Origin of the sequence: Streptomyces zaehneri (assembly GCF_032248645.1) — a bacterium.
In the GTDB taxonomy this organism is placed as follows: Bacteria; Actinomycetota; Actinomycetes; order Streptomycetales; family Streptomycetaceae; genus Streptomyces; species Streptomyces coriariae.
This window is the reverse complement of record NZ_JASTTJ010000005.1, coordinates 351,437-378,383: the sequence shown is the minus strand read 5'-3', so window position 1 is coordinate 378,383 and position 26,947 is coordinate 351,437. Positions and strand designations below refer to the sequence as shown.

Genomic DNA, 26,947 nt, shown 5'->3' with positions numbered 1-26,947 from the left:
ACCCGCCTCATGCGGGGTGGTTCCGCGTCGTGACCTCCGTGGCGTTCGCTGCGGCAGTATTCGCATGCGCGTAGACCGAAGGAGCAAGGAACAGCATGAGCAGTGGTGTGCGACTGGGCTCAGACCTACCGGCGTGGCCGCAGTACGACGACGCGGAGCGGACCGGCCTCATACGTGCGCTGGAGCAGGGTCAGTGGTGGCGCATGGGCGGTGGCGAGGTCGACGCCTTCGAGCGGGAGTTCGCCGAGTACCACGGGAGCGAGCACGCACTGGCCGTCACGAACGGCACGCACGCCCTCGAACTGGCTCTGGAGGTCATGGGTGTCGGCCCCGGCACCGAGGTGATCGTGCCGGCCTTCACCTTCATCTCCTCGTCCCAGGCCGCTCAGCGCCTGGGCGCGGTCGTGGTGCCGGTGGACGTGGACCCGGAGACGTACTGCATCGATCCGGCCGAGGCCGCCAAAGCCATCACTGCGAAGACCCGCGCCATCATGCCCGTGCACATGGCCGGCCAGTTCGCCGACATGGACTCCCTCGACAAGGTCGCCGCCGAATCCGGTGTGCCGCTGATCCAGGACGCGGCACACGCACAGGGCGCCACCTGGAACGGCCGGCGGGTCGGTGAGCTGGGCTCGGTCGCCGCGTTCTCCTTCCAGAACGGCAAGCTGATGACGGCGGGCGAGGGCGGTGCGGTGCTGTTCCCGACCGCCGAGATGGCGGAACACGCCTTCGTCCGGCACAGCTGCGGACGCCCCCGCGGCGACCGCGGCTACTTCCACCGCACCTCGGGCTCCAACTTCCGGCTCAACGAGTTCTCCGCCTCCGTGCTGCGCGCCCAGCTCGCGCGCCTGGACGGGCAGATCCAAACCCGTGAGGAACGATGGCCGTTGCTGTCCTCGCTGCTCGCCGAGATCCCCGGCGTACTGCCGCAGCGGCTGGACCCCCGGGCCGACCGCAACCCGCACTACATGGCCATGTTCCGGGTCCCCGGCATCACCGAGGAGCGGCGCGCGCAGGTGGTCGACACGCTCATCGAGCGAGGTGTCCCCGCGTTCGTGGCGTTCCGCTCGGTCTACCGCACGGACGCCTTCTGGGAGGTGGGCGCTCCGGACCTGTCGGTGGACGAACTGGCCCGGCGCTGCCCCAACTCCGAGGCACTGACATCCGACTGCCTGTGGGTGCACCACCGGACGCTGCTCGGCACCGAGGAACACATGCACGAGGTCGCCGCCGTCATAGCCGACGTCCTCGGCTCATGACCGCGGCGAACCACGACGGCCGGCCGGTCCGCACCGCTGTGGTGGGACTCGGCTGGGCGGCTCGCTCCATCTGGCTGCCGCGGCTGCGTCGCCATCCCGGATTCGCCGTGAACGCGGCGGTCGACCCCGACCCGGCCTCGCGCGCGGCCGTCGCTGCGGAGTTCCCGGACACCCCGGTCCTGGCGGCCGTGCACGACGCGGACCCCGCGGAGGTGGACCTGGCCATCGTGGCCGTGCCCAACCACCTGCATTGCGAGATCGCCGGCGGCCTGCTCCACAAGGGCATCCCGGTCTTCCTCGAGAAGCCGGTGTGCCTGACGTCAGCGGAGGCGGAGCAACTGGCCGAAGCCGAACGCGTCGGCGGTGCACGGCTCCTGGCGGGCAGCGCCGCCCGCCACCGCGCCGACGTCCGCTCCCTGCTCGCGAGCGCCGGCGACCTGGGCACGATCCGCCACATCGAGCTGTCCTGGGTGCGTGCCCGGGGCGTGCCGGACGCGGGCGGCTGGTTCACCCGGCGCCGGCTGTCGGGCGGCGGGGCGCTGGTGGACCTCGGCTGGCATCTCTTCGACATCGCCACTCCGCTGCTGGGCTCCGCGAACTTCACGCAGGTCACCGGCGCGGTCTCGGGTGACTTCATCGCGCGGGACTCCGCACGGGTCTCCTGGCGCGCCGGGACGGCCGAGGACGGCCAGGAGAGCGAGCGGGCCGACGCCTGCGTCATCGACGTCGAGGACACCGCCCGCGCGTTCCTCGTCACCGACGACGGTGTCTCACTGTCGCTGCACGCCAGTTGGGCCTCGCACGAGGAGCGCGACATCACCCGCGTCCGGATCGACGGCAGCGCGGGGGTTGCGACCCTGCGGTGCACGTTCGGCTTCAGCCCCAACCGCCTGGAGCACCCGGAACTGACCCGCACCGCCGACGGCCGCACCCGCGGGGTCCCGGTGCCCGAAGAGCCCATCGGCACGGAGTACGACCGGCAGCTCGACGATCTGCTCGCCCAGCTGCGGGACCCGGCCGGTCCACGCCGGGCCATCGAGGAGGCGCGCCGCACCATCGGCGCCATCGAGCGGATCTACTCCTCGGCCCGCGCCGCGCAGGAGAAATCCCGGTCGCACCGGGCGTGACCGGCACGACCACCGATTCGGCCGGGACCCGTACCGCGGCGGCAGCGGTCCCCCAGCCGAAGCCGCCGCCCCACGAAGGAGAGCACCACAGCGCCATGGACAGTCCTGGAACCAGCCAAGGCCCCGCCACCGTCGGCACCCGCGACAACGGGGTACAGCCGATCGACGCGGTCGTCTTCGATCTCGACGGGGTGCTCGTCAACAGCTTCGCCGTGATGCGCCAGGCCTTCACCACCGCCTACGCCGAGGTGGTGGGGGACGGCGAGCCCCCGTTCGAGGAGTACGAGCGCCATCTGGGCCGCTACTTCCCCGACATCATGCGGATCATGGGGCTGCCGCTGGAGATGGAGGCCCCGTTCGTCCGTGAGAGCTACCGGCTCGCCCACCTCGTCCCGGTCTTCGACGGCGTACCGGAGATGCTCAGGGAAATGCGGGCCCGCGGTATCGGACTCGCCGTCGCCACCGGCAAGAGCGGACCGCGGGCCCGTGCGCTCCTCGAACAGCTCGGGTTACTGGACCTGTTCACCGTCGTGATCGGCTCCGACGAGGTGGAACGCCCCAAGCCGGCCCCCGACATCGTGCTCAAGGCACTGGGCGTGCTCGGCTGCGACCCCTCGCGGACGGTCATGGTCGGCGACGCGGTCACCGACCTCACCAGCGCGCGGAGCGCCGGCGTCGCCGCCGTAGCCGCTCTGTGGGGCGAGACCGACGAGGAGACCCTCCTCGCGGAAAGCCCCGATGTCGTGCTGCGCTCCCCCTCGGAACTGCTCGGGGTGTGCCTCGGCGAAGCCCGCACGCCCTGATCCTGGGGGACATGCTCCGCGTCATCGGGGGCCGTCCGGCTCAGAGCCGTCATTTAGGGGGGAGTAGGGGATCCCCAGGGGATTGGGGCAGGGGCCGAGCGATGGAAAGCTCGGACAGGAGCGTTCACGGGGCCGACATCCCGATCGGAATGTCCTGACGCGGTGGTTCAAGACGCCGATGGTCATCATTCCGAGAATCCGATGGAGGAAAATCCAGTGGCATTCACCGGGCTAGGGGATCCACAGCCCGTTCCCGACCTTCTACGGTTCCCACCGGAGGCTGTCGAAGGGTCTTCGAGAATCATCCTCCAATGATCGCAGTCATATCTCGACCGATATTTCACCGGAGACCCGACGTGGGAAAAGCCGTGACCGACATGCGTAAGCCGGCCCTGCAACAGCCCGAGTGGGACGACCCGTCACAGGTCCGGCGCATCCGGAAGGTACTGGCCGCACGTCGGCCGCTGGTCGCGGCGGAGGACGTGCGGGTGCTGCGGACGCTGCTGGCCCAGGTGGCCCGGGGCGAAGCCCTGGTGGTGCAGGCCGGGGACTGCGCCGAGAACCCGGGTGAGTGCGACGCCGAGTACGTCTCGCGCAAATCCGCGGTGCTCGACCTGCTCGCCGCGACACTGAAGATGACCACCCACAAGCCGGTCGTGCGGGTCGGGCGTATCGCGGGCCAGTTCGCCAAGCCGCGATCCAGGCAGCTCGAGCGGATCGGGGACCTGGAACTGCCGGTCTACCGGGGCCACATGGTCAACGGCCCCGAGTGCGACCCGGAAAGCCGGCGGCACGATCCGCTGCGCCTGCTGACCTCGTACATGACGGCCGGCGATGTCATGGAGCACCTGGGCTGGCGCGGCCGCGCGGTCCTGGGTCACCAGCCCCTGATGGAACCCCGGGTCTGGACGAGCCACGAGGCGCTCGTCCTCGACTACGAAGTGCCCCTGATCCGTGAGCTGGGTGACGGGCGCCGCTGGCTCGGCTCAACCCACTGGCCGTGGATCGGTGAGCGCACCCGTCAGCTGGACGGCGCTCACCTGGACCTCGTCGCCGGCATCGTCAACCCGGTCGCCGTGAAGGTCGGTCCGACCACCACCGTGGAGGAGATCACCGTCCTGTGCGAACGGCTCGACCCACTGCGGGAACCGGGCCGGCTCACCCTCATCGCACGCATGGGCGCCGAGAAGGTCACCGACCGACTGCCCGCGCTCGTGGAGGCGGTCCGGGTGGCCGGCCATCCGGTGATCTGGCTCAGCGACCCCATGCACGGGAACACCGTCGTCGGCCCGGACGGGCACAAGACCCGCCTGCTGGAGACCATGGCACGGGAGGTCCGGGGATTCCTCGGGGCCGTGACCGACGTCGGCGGCACGCCGGGCGGACTGCACCTGGAGACCACCCCCGACGACGTCCTCGAATGTGCCGCGGACGTCTCCGTGTACGAGGGGAAGGCCGTCCGGCGGACCAGCCTGTGCGACCCGCGGCTCAATCCCGAACAGGCCGTTTCGCTGGTCTCCGCCTGGTCCGACGCTGACGTCCGGCCCGCCGTGCCCGCAGACGGGTCACGCGTGGCCGAGGAGGCGCGAGCGATGCCGGGCAGCCGGCCTCTGCCTTCCGCTCCGGATTACCAGGAGTTCGAGACCCGGAACCACTCCGCGTTGCGGCTCAACCAGACGTAGGGCGAACTCCCGGAACGTCCCGCGGAACGGGCCGGAACATGTTCTCCAGTTCGAACTTCTGACCCTGCGAGGTCGGCGTCCGATTTTTCTGTGTGCGTGTTACTCGACGCTTCGGCTTCGGTGTGCCGTGAGGATTCGGACCGTTTTCTTTTCCTGTCTCGGCTGCCATACCAAAGTCAGGGAGTAGTAGGACCCATGCACCTTCTCGTCAACGGAATTCAGCACTGTGTCACCGGTGAGATTCCTGTCCCCCACTCGAAATACCACGCGCACCGTGCGCTGATCCTCGCCTCGCTCGCCGACGGCGTCAGCCGCGTCCACGGACTGTCCGACGCACGGCACGTCGGGTACACCGTGCGGCTGCTGCGCGACCTCGGCGTGCAGATCGCCAGGGACGGTGACACCTTCGTGGTGCATGGACTCGGCGGGCTGTACAGGCCCCGCCGGGAGGCGATCTCCGCCGGCAGCTCCGGCACGACGCTGTACTTCATGATCGGTCTGGCCTCACTGTCGGACCGCGCCGTGTCGGTGACCGGGCAGAAGTACTTCAGACGACGCCCGGTCGGCCCCCTGCTGCGCGCCCTCGAACAGATGGGGGTCCGGCTGGAGTCGGCCGACGACTGCCCGCCCATCCATGTACAGGGCCGCAGACCGACGGGCGGCCACGTCACCATCGCGGGAACCCTGTCCCAGTGGGTCTCGGGCCTGATCCTGCTGGCCCCGTTCGCGACGCGGCACACCACCATCGAGGTGGAGGGCGAACTCAACGAACGCCCCTACCTCGAACTGACTGTGGCGATGATGCGGCAGTTCGGCCTCGAGGTGACCGTCTCCGAGGACTGGCGGCGCTTCGACATCGAGCCCGGCCAGCAGGCGCGCGGCGTCGAACTGACGCTGCCGCCGGACATCGGCTCGGCCGCGTTCGGCATCGCGGCCGCAGCACTGCACCCCAGTGATGTGCTGCTGCGCGGGATCACCACGCTGGAGGGTGGCCCGGCCGATCACCCCGAGTTCCACTTCCTCGACGTCGCACGCTCCATGGGCGTACCCATGGAGACCGACGAGGCGGCCGGCGGTCTGCGCATCCGGCAGGACACGCCGCGGCTCACCGCGGTCGACGTCGACTGCCGCGACATCCCTGACATGCTGCCGATCCTGTCGACTCTCGCCACGTTCGCGCGCGGCGAGTCGGTGTTCCGCAACATCGCGCACACCCGGCTCAAGGAGTCCGACCGGGCCGCCGCCATGCTCCAGCTCAACTCCATGGGCGGCCGCCTGGCACTGTCGGACGACACGCTGCGGGTCCGAGGCGTGGACGGCCTGACCGGGGCCAGGCTGTCCTCGTTCAACGACCACCGCATCCTGATGTCGCTCGCGGTGGCGTCGTCACGGGCACGGGGGCATTCGACGCTGACCTATCCGAACGCGTACCGCATCTCGTACCCGACGTTCCTCGACGCGATGAACACGCTCACCGTGCCCATGTCGGTGCAGGACGGCTCGGCGGGCCCCGCCGGTGACGGCGCGGGCCCCGGTGCCCCCGTGACGACGCCGGAGGCCGTCGACCCCGAGACCGCCTCGCGGGTCACGCTGCCGCAGTGGCTGCGCCGAAGGGCCGAGTCCCGGCCACAGGACACAGCCGTCGTGGACGTGCGCTCCGACCGCGACGAGATGATCACCTGGAGCGAGCTGTCCGAACAGGTGGACCGTGCGGCGGCCCTGCTGCTGCGGCTCGGGGTACGGCCGGGCGAGAACGTGGCGTACCAGCTGCCGAACCGTATCGAGTTCGTGGTGCTCTCGCTGGCCGCCCTGCGCATCGGGGCCGTGTGCTGCCCGGTCATCCCGTTCTTCCGCAAGCGCGAGCTCGGTTTCGTCCTGCGGCGCTCCAAGGCACGGGTGCTGTTCGTGGTGGACCGGCACCGCTCGCGCCTGCCCGCCGAGGAGGCGCTGGACCTGGTCGCTGAGGACGGCTCGGACCTGGGCCTGGAGCACGTGGTGGTGCTGGCCACCGCGGGCGGCTCCGCTCAGCTGCCCGAGTCCCCCACGGGCGGGACCACCGTGCGGGACTGGGGGCAGGCGCTGTCGGCGGCGGCGGTCGACCGCGTGATGCTCGACGCCCTCGCACCGACACCGGAGATGACGGCGCAGCTGCTCTTCACCTCGGGCACCACCAGCGAACCGAAGGGGGTCACCCAGCCCACGCGCAACCTGGTCAGGGCCGCCGCGATGGAGATCGGACACCTCGGGCTCGGCAGGCAGGACGCGATCTGGGTGCCGTCGCCGCTCGCGCACCAGACGGGTTTCCTCTACGGCATGGTGCTCGCCCTGGTACTGGGCGTGCCGCAGATCCTGCAGCCCGAGTGGGACGCCAAGCGAGCACTGCAGTCGCTCAACGACCACCGGGCGACGTTCGTGCAGGCCGCGACGCCGTTCCTGTCCGACCTGGTGAAAGCCGTGGAGGAGAGCGGCGAAACGCCGCAACACCTGCGGATCTTCGTGGCGACGGGAGCCATGGTGCCGCGGGGTCTGGCGGAGCGGGCCGGGCGGGTGCTGCGCACCGACGTGTGCGGGGCCTTCGGCACCACGGAGACCTGCCTCGGCGCGTTGTCGTCACCCGGCGACGAGCCCCGGCAGCGCTGGGGTTCCGACGGCCGCGCGCTGGACGGCATCGAGCTGCGGATCACCGACGACGAAGGGCTGGTGCTGCCCGCGGGCAAGGAGGGCAACTTCGAGCTGCGTTCCCCCACGGTCTTCGACGGTTACCTCGAACGTCCCGACCTGACCTCCCAGGCGTTCACCGAGGACGGCTGGTACCGCACGGGCGATCTGGCGACGATCGACACCGAGGGCTTCCTGCGGATCACCGGACGGGTCAAGGATGTGATCAACCGCGGCGGCGAGAAGATACCCGTCGCGGAGATCGAGCAACTGCTCTTCGGACACCCCGCGGTGGAAGACGTCGCGGTGGTGGCCATGCCGGACGAGCGCCTCGGCGAGCGCGCCTGCGCCTTCGTGGTCCCTGCGGGCGGTACGGAGCTGACCTTCGAGGAGATGCGGCGTCACCTCGATGAACACGAGGTGGCCAAACAGTACTGGCCGGAGCGTCTGGAGCGGATCGACGCCCTGCCGCGCAACCCCATCGGCAAGGTGAAGAAGTGGGAACTGCGGGCGCTGGCCCGTGGTTTGCGGCCCCACGACGAGGACGCCGGCTGACGCGCGACGGACAGCGGACCGGAACGACGGAACAAGGACAGAGGTGGCACATGACGGACGAGCAGCAGTTCCACGAGCTGCGTACCCAGGTCGAACAGTGGGTGGAGGGGCCCGGCGAGCGCTGGGCCGAACGCATCGAGGAGAGCGGGCAGGTGCCCGAGGAGTTGTGGGCCGAGCTGAACGGCCTGGGGTTCCTGCGGATAGCCGCTCCCGAGGAGTACGGCGGCCAGGGCCTCGGCTTCGTACGCTGGATGGAGCTGATGGAGGTCTTCTCCCGCTCGCACGGATCCGTACGCATGATCGTGCACGTGGTCAACGGCATCTGGCGATCGATGGACGGCCACGCCGACGACGAGCAGCGCAAGCGCTTCGTCGTCCCCTCCGTCACCGGTGAGATCAAGATCGCCTTCACCCTCACCGAGCCGGGCAACGGCACCGGCGCGGACATCACCACGTCGGTGGTGCGCGAGGGCGACACGTACTACCTCTCAGGACGCAAGCACCTGATCACCTTCGGGGTGCGCTGCGACTACTACCTGCTGGCCGCGCGGGTGGAGGGCAGCACCGGGCACGAGGGCACGATGGCCCTGCTGGTGCCGCGTGACGCCCCGGGCGTCACGGTCGAGGACACCTCGAACACCATGGGCGTCACGGGTACCGACCATGCGTCGCTGGTCTTCGACCGCACCCCGGTGCCGGTCGACCACCGTCTCGGTGCGGAGGGCCAGGGCCTGGAGGTGTTCCTCGGCGGCTTCCTCACCCCGTCCCGGATCTCCGTGGCGATGAGCTGCGTGGGGCTCGCGCAACGCGCCCAGCAGCTGGCCGTCGAATACGCCCGCAACCGTGTGACCTTCGGCAAGACGCTGACCCAGCGCCAGGCCATCCAGTTCATGCTCGCCGAGAACGCGGCGGACATCGAGGCGGCACGGCAGCTGGTCCTGCACGCGGCGCGCCGCTTCGAGGAGGGAGCGGACGACGCGTCCATGCAGTCGTCGATGTCGAAGATGCACGCGGTGACGATGCTGACGAACGTCACCGACAAGGCGCTCCAGGTGCACGGCGGGCTCGGCTACTGGAAGTCGCAGAAGATCGAGCGCGTGTACCGCGACGCGCGTGCCCAGCGCTTCGAGGAAGGCACCAACGAGGTGCAGAAGGCCGTCGTGTTCCGCGAGTTGCTCCAGCGCACGACGTCCCGGGACGGAGAGGGAACGATCCGATGAACAGCCCGGACACCCGGCAGACGCCCGACCGCGAGCAGGTCTCGCTGATCACGGGGGCCTCACGCGGCATCGGCCGCGCTCTGGCCCTCACCCTCGCCGAACGCGGTGGCACCGTGGTCGTCAACTACAAGAAGAACGCCGACCTGGCTCAGAAGACCGTCGCCGAGGTCGAGGAGGCAGGGGGTCAGGGCTTCGCGGTCCAGGCGGACGTCGAGACCACCGAGGGCGTCACGACGCTGTTCGACGAGGTGGCGCAGCGCTGCGGGCGGCTCGACCACTTCGTCTCCAACGCTGCGGCGAGCGCGTTCAAGAACATCGTCGATCTCGGCCCGCACCACCTGGACCGCTCGTACGCGATGAACCTGCGGCCGTTCGTCCTGGGGGCGCAACAGGCCGTGAAGCTGATGGACAACGGCGGGCGGATCGTCGCGCTGTCCTCCTACGGTTCCATCCGCGCCTACCCCACCTACGCGATGCTGGGCGGCATGAAGGCCGCCATGGAGTCGTGGGTGCGGTACATGGCGGTGGAGTTCGCGCCCTACGGCATCAACGTCAACGGGGTCAACGGCGGCCTGATCGACTCCGATTCGCTGGAGTTCTTCTACAACGTGGAGGGCATGCCGCCCATGCAGGGCGTCCTCGACCGTATCCCCGCGCGCCGTCCCGGCACCGTGCGGGAGATGGCCGACACCATCGCCTTCCTGCTCGGCGAGGGGGCGGGCTACATCACCGGGCAGACCCTCGTGGTCGACGGCGGGCTCAGCGTCGTCGCGCCGCCGTTCTTCGCGGACGCGGGTGAGGGGCTGGCGCTGCCGCCCCGGCCGACCCGCGACGCCTGAACGCAACGACCGAGAAGAGGGATGGCAGGTGTTGGACCACGTCTTCAGGCCCTGCGTGATCGGTGGCCTGACAGTGCCGCACCGCATCGTCATGGGTGCCATGCACCTGAACCTGGAGACCCTGGACGACGGCGGCGCGGCCCTGGCGGCGTTCTACACGGAACGTGTGCGGGGCGGCGCCGGCCTGATCGTCACAGGCGGCTCCGCGGTGAACCCGGCGGGTTCCGGCGGTCCCGGTTACGGCGTGCTCGACGACGAGAAGCACCGGTCGGCGCTGCGCCTGGCCGCCCGCGCGGTGCACGACGCCGGGGGTCTCATCGCCCTCCAGCTCTTCCATGCCGGGAGATACGCGCTGCCCGGCGCCCCCGGGGCGGACGGCGCCGCGCCCCTCGCGCCGTCCGCCGTGTACAGCCGGTTCTCCCGCACCGTTCCGGGGACGATGACGCAGGAACAGATCACCGAGACCGTCGCCGCCTTCGCCCGGGGGGCGGAAGGGGCGTACGAGCTGGGCTTCGACGCCGTCGAGGTGATGGGTTCCGAGGGCTATCTGATCAATCAGTTCACCGCGCCCCTCACCAATCGGCGCGACGACGCCTGGGGCGGCGACGCCGGGCGGCGCCGGCGCTTCCCCGTCGAGGTGCTGCGGGCCGTACGGGCCGCGGTGGGACCGGCCTTCCCGGTGCTCTTCCGGATGTCGGGCGCCGACCTCGTGGACGAGGGCACCTCGTGGGAGGAGACGGCCGCGCTCGCCGTGGAGCTCGCCGGAGCCGGCGCCGACGCGCTCGCGGTGGGCGTCGGCTGGCACGAGTCCCCGGTGCCGACCGTGCAGGCCCAGGTACCGGCGGGCACCTGGGCCGTGTACGCCCAGCGGGTCAAGCGGGCCCTGAGGGCAGCGGGTCACGGCACGGTGCCCGTCATCGCCTCCAACCGCTTCAACCGGCTCGCGCAGGCCGAGCAGGTGCTGGCCGGGGGCGACGTCGATCTGGTGGCCATGGCCCGCCCGTTCCTCGCGGACCCGGCCATCGTCGACAAGTCCCGTACCGGGCCGAGCACATCGGTGGACCTGTGCATCGCCTGCAACGAGGCGTGCATCGACCGGTCCTTCGGCACCGAGCGGGTGTCCTGCCTGGTCAATCCGCGGGCCGGCCACGAGCGCGAGTTCCCGGCCCGGTCCTCTCCCGCGCGCCGGGGCAGGTACGCCGTGATCGGCGCGGGGCTCGCGGGACTGGAGGCGGCCCGCACCCTGGCGAGACTCGGGCACAAGGTCGAGGTCTACGAGGCGGCCGACGAGCCCGGCGGCCAGTTCCGGCTGGCCGCCCGGGTGCCGGGCAAGGCGGACTTCGCCGCGACCGTACGACAGCGGGAGCAGGAACTCGACCACCTGAACGTGCCCGTGCACCTGGGGCACCGCATCGGTACGCGGGACGTTCCCGTCCTGCGCACCATGGACGGAGTGGTCCTCGCCACCGGGGTCCGCCCTCACCGGCCGGACCTTCCCGGCATCGACCTGCCGCATGTCCTCGACTACGCGCGGGCGTTCGCCGACCCCGGCGCCCTCGGTCCGTGTGTCGCCGTCATCGGCGGCGGCGGAATCGCGGTCGACCTGGCGCACCTCCTCACCAGTGGCTCCTCCCCCGCCCTGACCCCGGAGGAGTTCCTGGCCTCCCGCGCCATGACCGCACCGCCGGAAGCCGTCCCGGTGTCACGGACCACGGCCGCCCCGGCCGGTGGTTCCCGTCAGCTCACCGTGATGCGGCGCAGCGGCAGGATCGGCACCGGAATCGGCCCCTCCACCCGGTGGGTGGTCATGGAGGAACTGCGCGCTCGCGGAGTACGCCTGCTCACCGACGTCCGGTACGAGGAGATCACCCGGGACGGTGTGGTCGTCGTCGAGAGCGGAGGGGAAAGGCGGTTGGTCGCCGCCGACCATGTCGTCCTCGCCACCGGCCAGGAAAGCCGACGGGAGGTGGCCGCCGTGCTCCGCAGGGCCCGGGTCCCCTTCGAGACCGCCGGTGGCGCCGCCGACGCCCGGTCGCTCAACGCTGTCCGGGCCACCGCGCAAGGACTGCGCGCCGCGCACCGCATCGTTGAACGGGCCGAGTCGAGGAGGCCGGGACGGACCGGGTAGTGCGGGATCCGCAGTCCTCGGCCGATGCGGGGCGCGGCGCCGTGGGGCCGGGCGGGTCAGCCGGGTTCGCTGCGCAGATAACCCGGCAGACTCTGGCGGTTCTTGACGGCCAGTTTGCGGTAGACCCTGGTCAGGTGCTGCTCGACCGTACTGGGCGTGACGAACAGCTTCTCCGCGATCTCCCGGTTGGTGTACCCCATGACCGCCATTGAGGCGATCCTGCGCTCGGAGTTGGTCAGCGAGGCGACGGCCGTCGTTTTCTCCTTGTCCTGCGCCGGGCCCGCCTCACCGCTCGTGTCCGGCAGCAGCTCCTTGCACAGGGGTTCCGCATGACAGAGATGCGCCACACTCCAGGCCCGGCGGATGATCACCCGCGCCTGGCGGTGCTTGCCCAGCGCGTGGTAGGCCCGGCCCAGGTCGGACAGCGTCCTGGCCAGTTCGTAGGCACGGCCGTCCGCCTCAAGGGTGTCGGCGGCCTCGATCAGCAGACGCGGGCGCTGACCCGCCGAACTGAACACGGCCATCAGCCGCAGGGCGAGCGCCCGGCTCACGGTGTCGTCCGGACCGGGGAGGGCCAACTGGTCCTTCACCAGGCGCTTGGCCTGGTCGCGGTTGCCCTGCAGCAGCCATGCCTCGGCCGCGCTGGTCCGCCAGGGCACGATGCCGGGCAGGTCCATGCCCCACTTGCCCATGAGCTCACCGCAGGAGAGGAAGTCCCCGAGCGCCGCGCGCGTCCGGTTCATGGCCAGGTAGTAGTGCCCACGTGCGTACAGGTAGTGCAGTCCGTACCGGCTCTGGAACATCTCGTCGGGGACGCCCCGAGAGACGAGCGCCGTGGCCTCGTCGAACTCCCCCATGCGGGTGTGGGCCAGGATCAGGGTGCCCAGCGGCAGGCCGGCGGCGGTGCCCCAGCCCTGGACGGAGACATGCTCCAGGGCCGACACGCCGCGTTTCACCGCTCCCCTGAGATCGCCCCTTCGCAGCCGGATCTCCGCGTCGACGGCGTCCAGGATGCCCTGCCACATCGGGGAGGGGCGCCCGTTTCGGCGCTCGTCCAGGCTCCGGCAACGATTGGCCGCATCGCTCAGCCGGCCGCTGTAGACCAGCGACAGCAACGCGAGGAGGGTCGCCTCCTCGGCCCAGGGGGCGGTGTGGTTGAGGTCGAGCTGACCGAGGACGTGCGAGGCCCACTCCTGCATCTCTGCGCTGCGCCTGCGGACGAGGCCGCCGGAGAGCGCGCCGATCGACTGCAGCCAGAAGGCCCGGCCCCGGGTTGCGGGCGCGCCCTCGGGGCCGGTGTTCACGGGCCCGCTCTGCACCCGTCCCGCGAGCGGCGGATACGTACAGGCCAGCCACACCTCCAGGTCGTGGAGCTCGGCCGGCTGCATCGCCGTGTCGGGCGGGGGCGTGATTCCCGCGGACGGCAGACGCGCCGCCCGCTTGCGGAGCAGCGAAAGGATGTCGGCGGCCTCCTGTGTACGGTGCAGCCACAGCAGTTGTCGCACGAGCAGCATCGTCTCGTGGGGATCCAACTGGTCGCTGCGGACCGCCTCGGTGAGCGCGATCAGGTGCCGCAGCGATGCCGAAGGGTTGAGCTGCCATTCGGCCTGAGCGAGCCTGGCCCGGATCGCCCACCGGTCCCGCTCGTTCGTGCATGCCCCCTGGGCGGAGTTCAGGTACCGCAGAGCACGTTGCACCGCACCGTGCAGCAGCGCCTCCGAAGACGCCTCCAGCAGCACGCGCAGCGCCCAGGGTTCCGGGACCTGGCCGGCCTCGGCCAGGTGATGGGCGGTGTCGGCCACCGCGGCACCCTGGTTGTAGAGCAGTCGTGCGGCTCGGTGATGCAGTTGCACGCGGTCCGCGGCGGGCAGGTCGTCCAGCACGGTGCGCGCGGCCAGCTCGTGCCGGAACCGGCCGTCCCGCAGCAGCCCGGCCTCGGTCATGGTGCGCAGCGCCCGCTCGACGGTGCCCGTGTCCGCGTCGACCAGTGCTCCGAGTTCCTCCGACGAGGCCTCGTCGCCGTAGACCGCCATGGCGCGAGCCACCCGCAGTGTGTCCGGTTGGCTGCGGTGCAGGCAGTTCAACAGCGCGCGTCCGTAACCCTGTTGCCGGACCTCTCCGCCGAGCCGCTCGTCGTGGATCAGGGCGCCGAGCAGCCGCGGGTTGCCACCGCTGTAGGCGATGAAGGCGTCACTCAGCTCCCGGGCCGCTCCCGCTCCGAGACGCCGATCGATCAGGGTGCGCACGGCCTGTGGGGAGAGTGGTGCGAGCCGGACGGACACGACGGAGGCATGGCGCAGCAGTTCGGCATGGAACGGGGAGTGGGTCCCGCTCGACTCGGCCAGTTCGGTGAGCACCATCAGGAGCGGTGCCGAGCTCAGTCGGCGGACCAGATACAGCAGGGACTGCTGTGACGCCACGTCCATGTGGTCGATGTCATCCACGCACACCACGACCGGTGTCGTGGCAGCCAGTTCCGTGACGGGCAGGAAGAGGTCGTACAGGATCTCGGCCCTGTTGCGCTCCACGGCCTTGTGCATGCTGTCGGCCCGGGTCGACCCCATGAGCCCGCGCAGTACCGGGGAGATGCGTCTGCGCAGTTCCACCGGAAGCGCCGGGCTGTCGAACAGCTGGCTGAGCGCCCCGAACGGCAGATCCCGCTCCTCGGAGGAGCAGACGGCATTCAGGAGGATGGCCTCGGCGGCCTGGGCGCACTGCGCCACCTCCCGCAGGAACTCCGTCTTGCCCGCTCCGACGGTCCCCTCCAGCAGAATCACCTCTCCCACCGCCGGCTGCGGGAAGGCCAACCAGGCTCGCACGCACGCGAGCTGCTCCTCACGTTCCATCAGCACGGTTCCCGATGCCACGTACGGACCGGAACCGAAGAGCCGTCCGGCGGCAGCTCGCAAGTCATGCCTCCCCCTGCGTCGCATGTGGACTGCCGCCATTCCGCCCCGCCTGAGCGGACATCACATAAGGAGCTCATGCACCTTCCCTGAAAGCCGTTCACACAGTTCCAGATGCCACGCTAACCCGGTCAACAATCCTTTCCGCGGTGTCGCATTTCAGACAGGAGTCTTTTCGGGCAGCGGCACCGCTCCGAAGGGAACCGTGGGTAAAACTTGAGGGCAGGACACATGCCCCCACCGCCACTGCAGATGGCACCGAGGACCTCCGTCACGGACCCTTGTGCACAACCTCGCCGACTCACAACCGAGATAAGAAACAAATAAGTTTCAATGTCGCCCGAGTTCACTTTCGACGGCCGCTCTGCACCAAAATCGAGGGCCCAGATCGCGCTATCCGGACATTCGGAGCAGAATTCTGCTTTCCGTCGGCCCCGGGCACTCTGCTGGATATAGCCGTGCACATACCCGGTGGATTGCGGCGCTGGTGCGGCTGGGAGCCGGGGCGGCGGACCGGGTGAAGGCACGGCTTGCGACCGTTCGCATCGGATGGGACCCACGGGGACGGCGCCGACAGTGAGGCCGCCCAGGGCGCCGACTGTCAGGGCTGCCGCGCCGCGGGCGCCGCAGGCTCGACACGCGGGCGATGGCTCGTTGAGGTGCAGGAACCTGCCATGGCGGGGGCGGGCCGTTCGGCACTGGACGCACGCGGAGCCTGCCGGCTTCCTACCGTTCCGGCCCGCCGAAGGCATCTGTACGGCGGGCCACCTCTCGCAGCACCGGAACGGACGACCAGCCACCGGTCCGGCCCTCAGCTCTGCGGACGCTCACCGCGGGCGGCCGAGGAAGCGCGCCGCGACCGGCGCACGGGTGGCACGTGCACGTTGCGGATCACCAGTGGTGACCACACCACCACGGAAAGCCTCGAATGAACGCGGAACCGGTTCCCCCCTCGGCGCTTCCGTTTGCGCCCAGCCGATGCGGACTCACGGTGAAGTGCCGATCCTGAACTCGGAGGCCGTAAGTCCTCGCCATAACGCGAACGCAGGCCGTCGTCTCCCCTCCCGTTCTCGGGATCTTCAACAGACAGGTCACCGGCAGGGCCGACGAGTTGCCGGACTTCACTTCGCTGCCACGGGTCCGCATTCCGCGACGAACTGCCGGATCTCCTGAATAACCTGCTGCGCGTGGGAATTGAGGTAGAAGTGCCCGCCGTCGTAAAGGCGAAACGTTGCTTCCTGCGTCGTGTGCTCGGCCCAGGCACGGGCCTCCTCCTCAGTCACCTTCGGGTCGTCGTTCCCGAACATGACCACCACGGGGCAGCCCACTCGCCCCGGCTCCGGACGGTAGGTCTCCGCGGCGCGGTAGTCGCTGCGCACCGCGGGGAGAATCATCCGCAGGATCTCCGCGTCCCCCAGGACGGCGGGATCCGTGCCACTGAGGTCGCGCAGTTCCGCGAGGAGCTCTTCCTCGCCTGCCTGGTGCACACGCTCGTCCCGCCACCGGGAGGGGGCCCGGCGTCCGGAAGCGAAGAGACCGAGCAAGGTCGTCCCCCTGGCTTCCAGCCGCAGCGCCACCTCATAGGCCAACGACGCGCCCATGCTGTGCCCGAAGAACGTCAGCGGTCGGTCGGCCCAGGGCTCGAGCTCCACGACGATCAGGTCCGCCAGTTCCTCGATGCTGCTCACGAGGGTTTCCGTACGACGATCCTGGCGTCCCGGATACTGCACCGCCACCACGTCGATCTCGGGCGACAGCGCACGTGAGACGGGGTGGTAGAACGTCGCGGAGCCACCGGCGTGCGGAAAGCAGACCAGGCGCGTCGGCGCCTCCGGGGCGGGGTGGTAACGCCTGATCCACTTGTCGGAGTTCGTCGCCATGCTCGGGTGCGTCCCTTCGGTTTCGGTTCACGGGTGGTCGCGGAGGCCCTTGCGCCGACCGGGCAAGCGGCGGGGCTGAACTCCGCCCCCGCGGGGCGTCGACACCCACCGGCTCCCAGGACGCCCACGCCGGACGCGGCGGAACCTGCCCACGAGGCCGCAGACCCCGCGAGCCCTGCCGCCTCTCACACACCCTGCCCCGGAGCAGTTTCGGGAGAGGGCGCGGGCCGTACCCACCCATTGGACGGCGCAACACCCCGGCCTCGCCAGCGCAGATACCCCCTACTTCGCGTCACTGCCCCCCTTAAAGTCCGAGTCCACGACGCTCGGTGTGCCCCGTGGAACTCGTCCGTAGTGTTTCTGGTGCCGGACACCCTGCCCCCGTCGGAAAGCCGCCATCAGTCCCTCGCCACACACATCGTCCATGCCGACACCAAGATCGGCCCTTCCAAGGGGCTGGAGAGCCTGGCCGGCAAGGTGGCCGTCGGCATCCTGCCGGTGACCACTTGCTACTGGCGAGTAAGCTGCGCCTTCCCGGAGATTGGAGTCGTCGTGGCCCGCAGGTTCACCGTGTCCGACAGCATCGTGATAGAGGTCCCGCCGGAGGCGGCCTACGAGGCGGTCAGCCGGCCCGCGCAGATGGGCCGGTGGAGTCCGGAGAACGTGGGAGCCACCGTGCCGGCGCCGGACACGTCGGCCCCGCTGGGGACCACGTTCGAGGGCCGGAACAAGCGGGGGGCGTTCCGCTGGGTCACGCGGTGCACGGTGACGGCGGCGGACTCCGGACGCCGCTTCGCCTTCCGGGTGCACGCGATCGGGCTGAACCGGCCGCGGCTGCGAGGTCCGATCGCCACCTGGGAGTACCGCTTCGAGCCCGAAGGCACGGCCACCCGCGTCACGGAGACCTGGACGGACGACCGGCGGGCCTGGCCGTCCGCCGTCGCGCATGCCTTCGACCGGGTCGCCACCGGCGGCCGGACGTTCGCCGACTTCCAGACGGACAACATCGCCAGGACACTGCGCAACCTGAAGCGGGAGCTCGAAGCGGAGTCCGGTTCCTGATTCCGCCGGCCTGGCCACCCATGCCGTCCCTGGACGGCGCGAAGGCGGGGCCGGGCTCAGACGCGGGCGGCGCGCCGGGCGGCGCGGGCCACAGGCAGGTAGCGCAGGCGTTCCGGCAGCAGCGGGACGACCGTGCGGACGACGAAGCCCAGACCGCGCATCCTGCGCTCGTCCCGTGCCGTCCACGTCACCCCCAGCCGGTCACGGACGACCGGCGGCAGCAGGCCGGTCGTGACGAATACGTGGAGCCGGGCCAGAGGCGGGTGGATCACGGGCCAGAGCCCGCGCACGAGGGCACCCGAGCCGTCGGGCGGCGGAACCGGCCGTCGCGGGTCGAGCAGTTCGCGTACGACCACCGTGTTCTCCAGCTCGTCCCGGACCATCCGCTCGAAGTACGGCCAGTACTCCTCGGGCGTGGCCGGCATGTCCCGGCGTCCGACGCCGAGGATGTCGCCGAGCCGGAGCAGCTCGTCGTACAGCCGTCGTTCCTCGCCCGCGTCGAGCGGACGGGACAGGTACCGGGCGGACGACAGGAAGGCCGGGTAGGCGGTGGCGTGCACCCAGGCGTAGTGGGCGGGGGTGAGCGCGTGGTACGGGCGGCCACGGGTGTCGGTGCCGCTGATGCCCTTGTGTACCGTGCGCAGCCTGCGGCCCTCCTCGATCGCCCGCTCACCCCCGTAGATCCACAGCTGGAGGGATTCCAGGGAGCGGCGCGCCCGGCCCCAGGGGTCGGTGCGGAACACGGAGTGCTCGTCGACGCCGGCTCCGACCGCCGGGTGGGCGACCTGGAGCACGGCGGCGGCCGGCAGGGAGAGCAGCAGACGTACGTCACCGGCGATGTCCCAGAGGATCGTTCCCGGGCCGAACGGTTCCGGTCCGGGAGGAGCGCCGGGGTCGCCTCGTCCGAGTCGGGCGGTCGTGGGATGTTCGGGGCCGGCGTTCACGTCAGCACGCCCCCAGGGGCCGCCGGGTGGCGCGGGCGTCACCGAAGCAGCGCCGGACGACCCCTCCCCTGCGCGGCGCCCCGATCCGCGCGGATACCTCAACTCCCTTTACATGCGCCTGAGTTGATGGATCCGATGTGTGCGGTACACCGGCCATGACGCCTCCGTCCCTCCGTCGCGTCCGGAGTATTGACGTGCCCAGTGAAACAAGTCAATAGTTTTTGTATCTTCGGCTCTCTCGACGGCACCCCGACGCGAGATACCGGCATACACCCCCAAGGGTAAGGAAACCGCCATGAGGGACGCATGTGCATATACCGGACACGCGGACGAGGGCCGGACGCACTGGCGGCGCAGCGGCGGGCGGCACCGGCCCGCTCTCCACGGCGGTGACCGACAGCTCGGGCAACCGCACGGCGATCTGCAGGCCGGCCGGCGCCGGCCAGGTGCTGGTCGACGCCGAGAGGTCAACTTCTGCGGCCTGAGCGCGCACAGCCACGACCGATAGGGGGCACCACCCATGGGCCGCTACAGCCGGCTCGACCGGATCCGCCGGATGGATCCCCGAGACGACCACGAGGAGATCTTCCGGTGGATCACCCGGTACGAGTTCCCCTGGGACTACATGCAGGGGGTGTCCGTCGCCTTCCTGCGCGACTACGGCGTACCCCGCATCTCCCAACTCCTGGACCGCACACAGGAATTCGAGCGCGCAGGGCAGAAAAGGTACGACGACACGGTACTGGTCGCGTACGAGATCGTCCGCCACGGGATGGACTCCCCGCACGGACGGGCCACCGCCCGGCACCTCAACCGCATCCACGGCCGCTACCGGATAGCGAACGAGGACTACCTGTACGTCCTGGCGACCACCGTGGTCGGTCCGAAGCGGTGGATCGACCGGTACGGCTGGCGGCCGCTGTGCCCGCAGGAGACCGAGAGTCTGGCCCTGGTGGGCCGGCGCATGGGCGAGATGATGGGGATCACCGCGCTCCCCGCCGACTACGCCGGCTTCGAACAGCTCCACGACGCCTACGAGAAGCAGATGTTCGCCTACGACCCCGCCAACCGGCGCGTCGCCGCGGCCACCCTGCGGATCATCACCGACTGGTACCCGCGGCCGCTGCGACCGCTCGTGGCCCGCCTCGCCCTGGCCGTCCTCGACGAACCGCTGCTGACCGCGCTCGGCTTCCGCCCGCAGCCGCGCCCGGTGCGCACGGCGGCCCACCTCCTCCTGCGGGCCCGCGCCCTGCTGACTCGCTGCCTGCCCGCGCGGCCCGGCTGGTGGCCCAGCCGGCCGAAACCCCGCAGCTACCCCTTCGGCTGGACGCTCGACGACCTCGGCCCGCACTGGGCCCACCACAGGCCGCCGACCCCGCTCGCCGACGAGAACCCACCCATGGAGCACCGTTGACACACACCACAGAGAACGCCGACCGGCCCACCGGACCCACGGAACCGCGCTCCACCGACACCGCCGGACAGCCGGGTCCCGCCACCACCGATCCCGCCGGGCACACGGATCCCGCCCCCACCGGTCCCGCCGGGCACACGGATCCCGCCGCCACCGCCGCCACCGGACAGCCGGGTCCCGCCACCACCGCCGCCACCGGACAGCCGGGTCCCGCCACCACCGATTCCTCCGGACCCGCACAACCCGGTTCCACCGCGGACGGCACGCAGACAGGTTCCGTCGAGCGGCGCACTCCCCCGCCGGACAGCTTCTCCTCCCGCTCCCCCGTCACCGGCGAGACCCTCGCCGCCTACCCGGTCCACGGACCGCTCGACGTCGACCGTGCCGTGCGGCGGGCGCGGGCGGCCGGGGCCCGTTGGGCGGCCCTTTCCGCCACCGAGCGGCGCGGACATCTGCTGCGCTGGAAGCGGGAGTTGGCCTCGGGCCTGGACAGCGTGGCGGGGACCGTAGCGGCGGAGACGGGCAAGCCCCGGCAGGATGCCGAACTGGAACTGCTGCTCACCCTTGAGCACCTGTCCTGGGCGGCCCGCAACGCCGGGCGCGTGCTGCGCCGGCGCCGGGTCCGCTCCGGGGCGGTGGCGATACACCAGGCGGCGACGGTGGTCCGCCGTCCGCTCGGCGTCGTCGGGGTGATCGGGCCCTGGAACTACCCCGTGTACACGCCGATGGGGTCCATCGGCTACGCCCTGGCGGCCGGCAACGCCGTGGTATTCAAGCCCTCCGAGTACACCCCCGGTACGGGAGTGCTGCTCGCCGAGCTGTTCGACGTGGCCGTACCCGAGTATGCCGGGCTGTTCGGCGTCGTCACCGGGGCCGCGGCGACCGGCGAGGCGCTGGCCCGCTCCGGAGTCGACAAGGTCGCCTTCACCGGCTCCCCCGGGACCGCGCGCAAGGTGATGGCGGTGTGCGCCGAGTCGCTCACGCCGTTCCTGGCGGAGTGCGGCGGCAAGGACGCGGTCATCGTGACGGCGGACGCGGATCTGGACGCCGCGGCCGACGCGATCGTGTGGGGTGCGATGGGCAACGCCGGGCAGACCTGCGCGGGCGTCGAACGCGTCTACGCCGTACGGCAGGTGCACGCGGCGCTGTGCGAGAAGGTGGTGGAGCGGGCCCGGGTCCTGCGGCCGGGCGCCGGTCCGGACGCGGCCTACGGTCCGATGACGATGCCGGACCAGGCGGCGGTGGTGCGGCGGCATGTCCACGATGCGCTGGCGGCGGGGGCGGGCGCGGCGCTCGGCGGCACGGATTCGGCGCCGGCGGCCGGGGTCTTCGTGGAGCCGGTGGTCCTGGTCGACGTACCCGAGGACTCGCCTGCCATGACCGAGGAGACCTTCGGCCCTACCGTCGCGGTGAACGCCGTGGCGGACGAGGAGGAGGCGGTTCGGCGCGTGAACGCGTCGCGCTACGCGCTGGGCGCGGCGGTGTTCGGCGGCAGCGGTCGCGCCGGTGCAGCGCTGGCCTCCCGGCTGCGGGCGGGCGCGGTCTCGGTCGACTCGGTGCTGGGCTTCGCCGCCGTCCCGGCCCTGCCGTTCGGCGGGTCCGGCGACTCCGGCTTCGGCCGGATACACGGCGCGGACGGACTGCGGGCCTTCACCGCCCCGCAGTCGGTGACCGTCCGGCGCTTCGCTCCGCCGGTCGATCTGACGTCGTTCGCGACCCCGGCGGCGACGAAGGCCAGGGCCGTCGCGCTCATGCGGTGGCTGCACTCCCGGCGTTGACCACGCGTGCCCGGTCAGGCGTCGAGCAGGGGCGCGAGGTATCTGCGGGCGAAGGCGCGGGCCTGTTCCTCGTCGTCCAGTTCGATACAGCCGGCCGGGTTGAGAAGGAAGGAGACCGCGACGCGCACCATCAGCTCCGCCACCGGCCGGGGGTCGGTCTCCGGGCGGCCCTCGGTGTGCTGGGCGCGCCGCAGATGGGCGGTCAGGTAGTCGGTGGTGGCGGCGAGGGAGGCGCCGCCCTGGACGGTGAAGTAGGGCAGAACCACTTCGGGTTCGAGCCGCAGCAGCCCGCCGAAGAGCGGATGGGCCCTGGTGTACCGCAGGGCGACCACGAAGCCCTCCACCACCCGGTCCTCCATCTTCGGCAGCGAGGCGACGGCGGAGTCCAGCCTCTGGAAGAAGCGGCTGCCCTCGCGCAGCAGGCACGCCTCGACCAGTCCGTCCTTGCTCTGGAAACGGCGGTACACCGTGACGCGCGAGACGCCCGCCCGTTTGGCGACGTCCTCGACCGAGGAGCGGCGCAGGCCGAAGGTCGTGAACTGCTCCAGGGCGGCGTCGAGGATCTGCCGCGCCAGCTTTTCCTCTGTCTCCGGCCGGGCGATGGCCCGGGCCAGCAGGGAGTCGTTCGCAGATGTCTTCATGGTGCCTTTCACGGTACCCGCACACCTCGTGACAGAGACAGTGAAACATCGACCATCCATTTGTATCTCATCGTGTGTCCCACCTCGCCATTCCCTTGTGTTCGGAGGACCCATGGGCAGTCGTCTCACCCCACAGCAGTCCGATTTCGCCTCCGCCGTACGTGAATTCGCCCAGCGCGAGTGCGGAAGTCCCGTGCAGCGCGACGCGCTCACCCAGGGCGGCCGGGAACCCCACAACCCCAAGATCTACGCCATGCTCGCCGACCTCGGCTGGCTCGGCGTATGCCTGCCCGAGGAGTACGGCGGCGAGGGCGGAGGCCTCGCCGACGCCTGTGTCTTCCTGGAGGAGATTTCCTACGGGCTGGTGCCCGCCGGCGGCTTCGTCACCACCGTGATCACCGCCAAGGTCTACGAGCGTTTCGGCACCGAGGAGCAACGCCGTGCGGTGCTCCTCGGCGCCGCGCGGGGCCGTGTGCTGGCCGTCGCGATGTCGGAGCCCGGCGCCGGTTCCGACGTGGCCGCCCTGCGGTGCCGCGCCGAACAACAGCCTGACGGGAGTTGGCTCATCGAGGGCCAGAAGACCTGGATCTCGAACGCCCATGTCGCCGAGAGCATGTTGCTGGTGGCACGGACGGGTGGGGACCGGCACGAGGGCCTCACGATGTTCCACGTCCCCATGAACACGCCGGGAGTGGAGGTCCGGGGCATCGAGACGATGGGCGGCCGCGAGGTCAACGACGTGTTCCTCACCGGCGTACGGCTGCCCGCGAACGCGGTCGTCGGTGAAGTCGGCTCCGGCTGGCGCCAGTTGATGGCGGGGCTCAACCACGAGCGGCTCTTCCTGGCGGCCAACATGCTGGGCCTGGCCCGCCGCGCCTTCGACGACGCGGTCGCCTACGTGCGCGGGCGCGAGCAGTTCGGCCGGCCCGTCGGCTCCTTCCAGGCACTGCGGCACCGCGTGGCGGATCTCGCCACGGAGATCGAGTGTGCGCGGCTGCTGGTGCGTGAGGTGGCGTCGGACTGCGACGCCCGGCCGGACCGGCTCTTCCCGCGCGAGGCGTCGATGGCCAAGCTCAAGGCCACCGAGACGGCCAAGCGCGTCGCGCTGGAGTGCATGCAGATGATGGGCGGTTACGGCTACGCCACCGAGTACGGCATGGAGCGCCATCTGCGCGCCGCCGTCGTCTCCACCGTCTACGGAGGCACCAGCGAGATCCAGCGCGACATCATCGGCAAGAGCTACGGCCTCTGACTCCGCCGGGCCCCGGACGCCTCGAGGCCGACGGCCGCCCCTGTCCTTCGCGAGCCGGGGCGCGCCCCCAGCGATGCGTCCCGGGCCGTACCTCGGCATCATGTACCCGGGCTTCGACGTCTGCCTGGCCGACACCGCGGGCCTCATTGCCCTGTTCCACCCGCTGCACGACACCGCCGGGTACGGCCCGGCGGACCGACGGCGCTGCCCCACCTGCCGCCCCTCGGACGGCTCAGGTCCAAGGCCCCGTCTCCTTGGTGGTGCCGTCAGGATTTCGCCCGAAGGCGGCCTCTAGAACAGCGGGGAGATCTTCCTCGAGGACCGTGGTACGCACCTCCGCCAGAACCTGTGAAAAGCCGTCATCGTCGATGACGCCCATGTGATCCAGACGGAGTTGGTGGATGATCTCGACGAGTTCCGGTCTGAGCCGCATCCAGGCACGGGAGGTACGGATCTCTTCATCGACCTGGTGCATGAACCAGCGCATGACCTCGTACGGGACGTCAGCGTGCCCTGCGTGCGGGTTGAAGCACACCGTCGGTTCCCGTGCCGGATCCTCGTCGGGGACGATTGCGGTCACGAGAGTCCGTTGCCCGGCCACGAGATCCAGTTCCAGATACCAGGCGTCATCGGGCACGGAGTACATCACGGTGATCGCGTAGTCGCCGTCGGGGTGTCGAAAGACCATTGCCGCATGCTGCCACGCTACGTAGGGGCGTCGGGCCGCATATTCCGGAGAGGCACCTCCTCAGCCCAGCGCGCCCAGGCGTTCACGGAGGTGGTGCAGGACCGAGCGTGCGGTGTCCGGGCCGTGATAGGCCCTCTCGTGGCGCAGTGCCCCCGACAGGCGGGCGTCCTGCGTCATGGTGAGACTGAGCGAGAGCGTGGCCGCAGCGGTGTGGGACGCCTGGCGGGTGGCGTAGGTCAAACGGGAAGAGTCCTGGCTTATGGGCACGATGTCGGTGCGCATCCCGTGCATCGGAATGGCGTCGTCGCGCTGCTGGTCCAAGGCCCAGCCGGTCACCCCGTGCAGGCGCAGCGCGGCGTGCCCGAGGGCGTACCGAAAGAAGCCGCCGCCGCCGATGCGGCCCAGCACGGTCTCGGCGAGCAGCCCGAACGGCAGGTCGACGGTGGCCGAGGCCTCGCGCAGGGCCTCGTGCGCCTGCCGCGGCAGCCGGTGCCCGCCGCCCTGCGACACGTCCACCGGGATCTGCACCATGTTGGCGAAGTCCCCTACAGCGGTGCGGTGTTCGGGCCGCAGTCGGCCGTGGAACGGTGTGGAGAGGAGCACCCTTTCCCTGCCGAAGTGAGTGCCGAGGGCACTGGCGAACGCCGCGGCCAGCAGGGAGTACAGGGAGACCCGGGCGGCCCGGGCGGCGTGCAGAAGTTGCCGGGTCTGCCCGGTGGAGAAGTCGAGGGGTTCCTCGTCGTAGCGGTGGCGCAGCGCCGGGGGCCCGGCGGTACGGCCGGGCAGCAGGTCCCCGGCGCCGTACGCCCGTAACAGCGCGGCCCGGGCGGCCAGGCGGGCGGCGCGGTCGTCCAGGGCCGGGCGGGTGGACTCGGCGCGGATGAGGTCGAGGTAGGAGAAGGCGGGCCGCAGCGGTGGTCCGCCGGCCACCCTCCGGTTGTACGCGTGGGCCAGGTCGCCGAGGAAGAGGCGGTGGCTGGCCGCGTCGAACACCAGGTGGTGGAAGCTGGTGAGCAGGACGTGGTGGTCGGGGGCCGCGCGCAGCAGGTGGGCGCGTCCCAGGGCTTCGGTGACGTCGAAGGGGCGGGTGCTGAGGTCCACCAGGAGCGCGTCCGGCCGCGCGGGCAGCACGGCCTCCTCCAGCGGCAGAGGCGTCGGGCGAAGCGTCTGGTGGGGCCGGACGACGTCGGCGGCCCGGTCCTGCGGCCCGTCCAGCCGCAGGCGCAGGGCGTCGTGGTGGAGGGTGACCTCGGCGAAGGCCTCCCGCAGCGCGCCGGCGTCCAGCGGCCCCAGGAGCCGCAGGGCGGTCGAGCAGTCGATCGAGACCACCGCAGGATAGGGCTTCTCGTGGCAGCGCTCCCACTCCCAGCACAATTCCTGGCGCGAGGAGAGCGGAAGTGCCGGGTGCCGGGGACCGGTGGTCGTTTTCATGCCCTGCCTCGGGGTCGGTTACTGCGGGACAGAGTTGGGGCCGACGCCGGTTCTGTGAGGAAGGCGCCGTCGGCGGTCAGGTGGCCGTGTACAGCACTACACCCGGAACCCTTCGGGTGAGAGCCCAACGCGCCATCGCCCGGTCTCCTCGACCACGTCGCCGCCACGCGGGAACGGCAGGACGTCCCGCTGCGCGAACACGCCCTGACCGTAGCCGCTCCCCTGACCTGTCAAACCATCACACACGACGACGCGTCACCGACGAAGCAGACCCACAGCCGCACGTCGCGGACGCTGTACCCCTGCGAATTGGCATAGCCGGGAGTGTCGTTGGCACCGTTGCTGTCCGAACCGAGCTTGGTGTAGCCGTGCCAGTTCCAGGATCCGTTCTCCCACTTGTAGTACGTGGTGTAGAGCCCCGCGCCCTTGCCGTCGGAGCAGTTGTCCCAGATCGTGAAGTCCCAGCTCGTGTCGAAGACCTCGTAACCGCCGGCCGTTCCGACCTGCCACCAGTTGTAGTCGCCGTACACGGACGCACAGCCGTCGGACGTCTGCTGGTAGTAAGTGGCCGCCTGCGCCTGGCCGGAGAAGGCCACCACCATACCGGCGGCGGCGGCCGCGACGGCCAGCTTCCTACGGGCCCCGCTGAACGAAAAGCGTCGTGTCATGGTCATCCCCTG

Annotated in this window: 19 protein-coding genes; 12 read left to right on the top strand and 7 right to left on the bottom strand. The window is 70.7% G+C overall.

The window, feature by feature from the left end:
- Nucleotides 1-95: 95 nt before the first annotated feature.
- The 8 genes from QQM72_RS11845 (at nt 96) to QQM72_RS11810 (ending at nt 12,271) form a co-directional block, all read left to right on the top strand.
- Complete coding sequence (locus tag QQM72_RS11845; protein ID WP_314220796.1) at nt 96-1,259, top strand: DegT/DnrJ/EryC1/StrS family aminotransferase; 1,164 nt, start codon at nt 96-98, stop codon at nt 1,257-1,259.
- Nucleotides 1,256-2,386 (top strand): Gfo/Idh/MocA family protein, encoded by a 1,131-nt coding sequence (locus QQM72_RS11840; protein ID WP_314220795.1) that lies wholly within the window; start codon nt 1,256-1,258, stop codon nt 2,384-2,386. The genes QQM72_RS11845 and QQM72_RS11840 overlap by 4 nt, the downstream gene beginning before the upstream one ends.
- Before the next feature lie 95 nt (nt 2,387-2,481).
- Complete coding sequence (locus QQM72_RS11835; protein WP_314220794.1) at nt 2,482-3,189, top strand: HAD-IA family hydrolase; 708 nt, start codon at nt 2,482-2,484, stop codon at nt 3,187-3,189.
- Between the two features lie 356 nt (nt 3,190-3,545).
- The gene (locus tag QQM72_RS11830) at nt 3,546-4,871 is read left to right on the top strand and encodes a 3-deoxy-7-phosphoheptulonate synthase (RefSeq protein WP_314220793.1); all 1,326 of its coding nucleotides are present in this window, start codon (nt 3,546-3,548) and stop codon (nt 4,869-4,871) included.
- A 195-nt stretch (nt 4,872-5,066) separates the two neighbouring features.
- Nucleotides 5,067-8,084, top strand: a complete 3,018-nt coding sequence (gene aroA, locus QQM72_RS11825; RefSeq protein ID WP_314220792.1) for a 3-phosphoshikimate 1-carboxyvinyltransferase — start codon at nt 5,067-5,069, stop codon at nt 8,082-8,084.
- A gap of 50 nt (nt 8,085-8,134) precedes the next feature.
- Nucleotides 8,135-9,304 (top strand): acyl-CoA dehydrogenase family protein, encoded by a 1,170-nt coding sequence (locus QQM72_RS11820; RefSeq protein WP_314220791.1) that lies wholly within the window; start codon nt 8,135-8,137, stop codon nt 9,302-9,304.
- Nucleotides 9,301-10,143, top strand: coding sequence for a 1-cyclohexenylcarbonyl-CoA reductase (gene chcA, locus QQM72_RS11815; RefSeq protein WP_314220790.1), 843 nt, complete (start codon nt 9,301-9,303; stop codon nt 10,141-10,143). Before QQM72_RS11820 ends, chcA begins: the two co-directional genes overlap by 4 nt.
- A gap of 28 nt (nt 10,144-10,171) precedes the next feature.
- On the top strand, nt 10,172-12,271 hold the full coding sequence (locus QQM72_RS11810) for an oxidoreductase (protein ID WP_314220789.1): 2,100 nt from the start codon (nt 10,172-10,174) through the stop codon (nt 12,269-12,271).
- 56 nt (nt 12,272-12,327) lie between these two features.
- On the opposite strand, the gene QQM72_RS11805 is transcribed toward QQM72_RS11810, so the two are convergent.
- On the bottom strand, nt 12,328-15,138 hold the full coding sequence (locus QQM72_RS11805) for a helix-turn-helix transcriptional regulator (RefSeq protein WP_314220788.1): 2,811 nt from the start codon (nt 15,136-15,138) through the stop codon (nt 12,328-12,330).
- A gap of 1,160 nt (nt 15,139-16,298) precedes the next feature.
- The gene (locus tag QQM72_RS11800; protein ID WP_314220787.1) at nt 16,299-17,057 is read right to left on the bottom strand and encodes a thioesterase II family protein; all 759 of its coding nucleotides are present in this window, start codon (nt 17,055-17,057) and stop codon (nt 16,299-16,301) included.
- 552 nt (nt 17,058-17,609) lie between these two features.
- Here QQM72_RS11800 and QQM72_RS11795 point away from each other — a divergent pair.
- The gene (locus QQM72_RS11795) at nt 17,610-18,119 is read left to right on the top strand and encodes an SRPBCC family protein (protein ID WP_314220814.1); all 510 of its coding nucleotides are present in this window, start codon (nt 17,610-17,612) and stop codon (nt 18,117-18,119) included.
- A 56-nt stretch (nt 18,120-18,175) separates the two neighbouring features.
- Here the strand turns inward: QQM72_RS11795 and QQM72_RS11790 are convergent, their stop codons facing one another.
- The gene (locus QQM72_RS11790; RefSeq protein WP_314220786.1) at nt 18,176-19,063 is read right to left on the bottom strand and encodes an oxygenase MpaB family protein; all 888 of its coding nucleotides are present in this window, start codon (nt 19,061-19,063) and stop codon (nt 18,176-18,178) included.
- 520 nt (nt 19,064-19,583) lie between these two features.
- Here QQM72_RS11790 and QQM72_RS11785 point away from each other — a divergent pair.
- Together QQM72_RS11785 and QQM72_RS11780 are read left to right on the top strand one after the other, a co-directional pair.
- On the top strand, nt 19,584-20,477 hold the full coding sequence (locus QQM72_RS11785) for an oxygenase MpaB family protein (protein WP_314220785.1): 894 nt from the start codon (nt 19,584-19,586) through the stop codon (nt 20,475-20,477).
- Nucleotides 20,474-22,255: an aldehyde dehydrogenase family protein gene (locus QQM72_RS11780; RefSeq protein WP_314220784.1), complete on the top strand. Its 1,782-nt coding sequence runs from the start codon at nt 20,474-20,476 to the stop codon at nt 22,253-22,255. Before QQM72_RS11785 ends, QQM72_RS11780 begins: the two co-directional genes overlap by 4 nt.
- A gap of 14 nt (nt 22,256-22,269) precedes the next feature.
- Here the strand turns inward: QQM72_RS11780 and QQM72_RS11775 are convergent, their stop codons facing one another.
- A complete protein-coding gene (locus QQM72_RS11775) occupies nt 22,270-22,896 on the bottom strand; it encodes a TetR/AcrR family transcriptional regulator (protein WP_314220783.1) in 627 nt (208 codons plus the stop codon).
- A gap of 112 nt (nt 22,897-23,008) precedes the next feature.
- Here QQM72_RS11775 and QQM72_RS11770 point away from each other — a divergent pair, with 112 nt between their 5' ends.
- Complete coding sequence (locus tag QQM72_RS11770) at nt 23,009-24,148, top strand: acyl-CoA dehydrogenase family protein (protein WP_314220782.1); 1,140 nt, start codon at nt 23,009-23,011, stop codon at nt 24,146-24,148.
- A 232-nt stretch (nt 24,149-24,380) separates the two neighbouring features.
- On the opposite strand, the gene QQM72_RS11765 is transcribed toward QQM72_RS11770, so the two are convergent.
- The 3 genes from QQM72_RS11765 to QQM72_RS11755 form a co-directional block, all read right to left on the bottom strand.
- Nucleotides 24,381-24,836: a hypothetical protein gene (locus QQM72_RS11765; RefSeq protein ID WP_314220781.1), complete on the bottom strand. Its 456-nt coding sequence runs from the start codon at nt 24,834-24,836 to the stop codon at nt 24,381-24,383.
- Between the two features lie 60 nt (nt 24,837-24,896).
- Complete coding sequence (locus tag QQM72_RS11760; RefSeq protein WP_314220780.1) at nt 24,897-26,267, bottom strand: condensation domain-containing protein; 1,371 nt, start codon at nt 26,265-26,267, stop codon at nt 24,897-24,899.
- Between the two features lie 230 nt (nt 26,268-26,497).
- The gene (locus QQM72_RS11755) at nt 26,498-26,935 is read right to left on the bottom strand and encodes a Tat pathway signal protein (RefSeq protein ID WP_314220779.1); all 438 of its coding nucleotides are present in this window, start codon (nt 26,933-26,935) and stop codon (nt 26,498-26,500) included.
- Between the last annotated feature and the right edge of the window lie 12 nt (nt 26,936-26,947).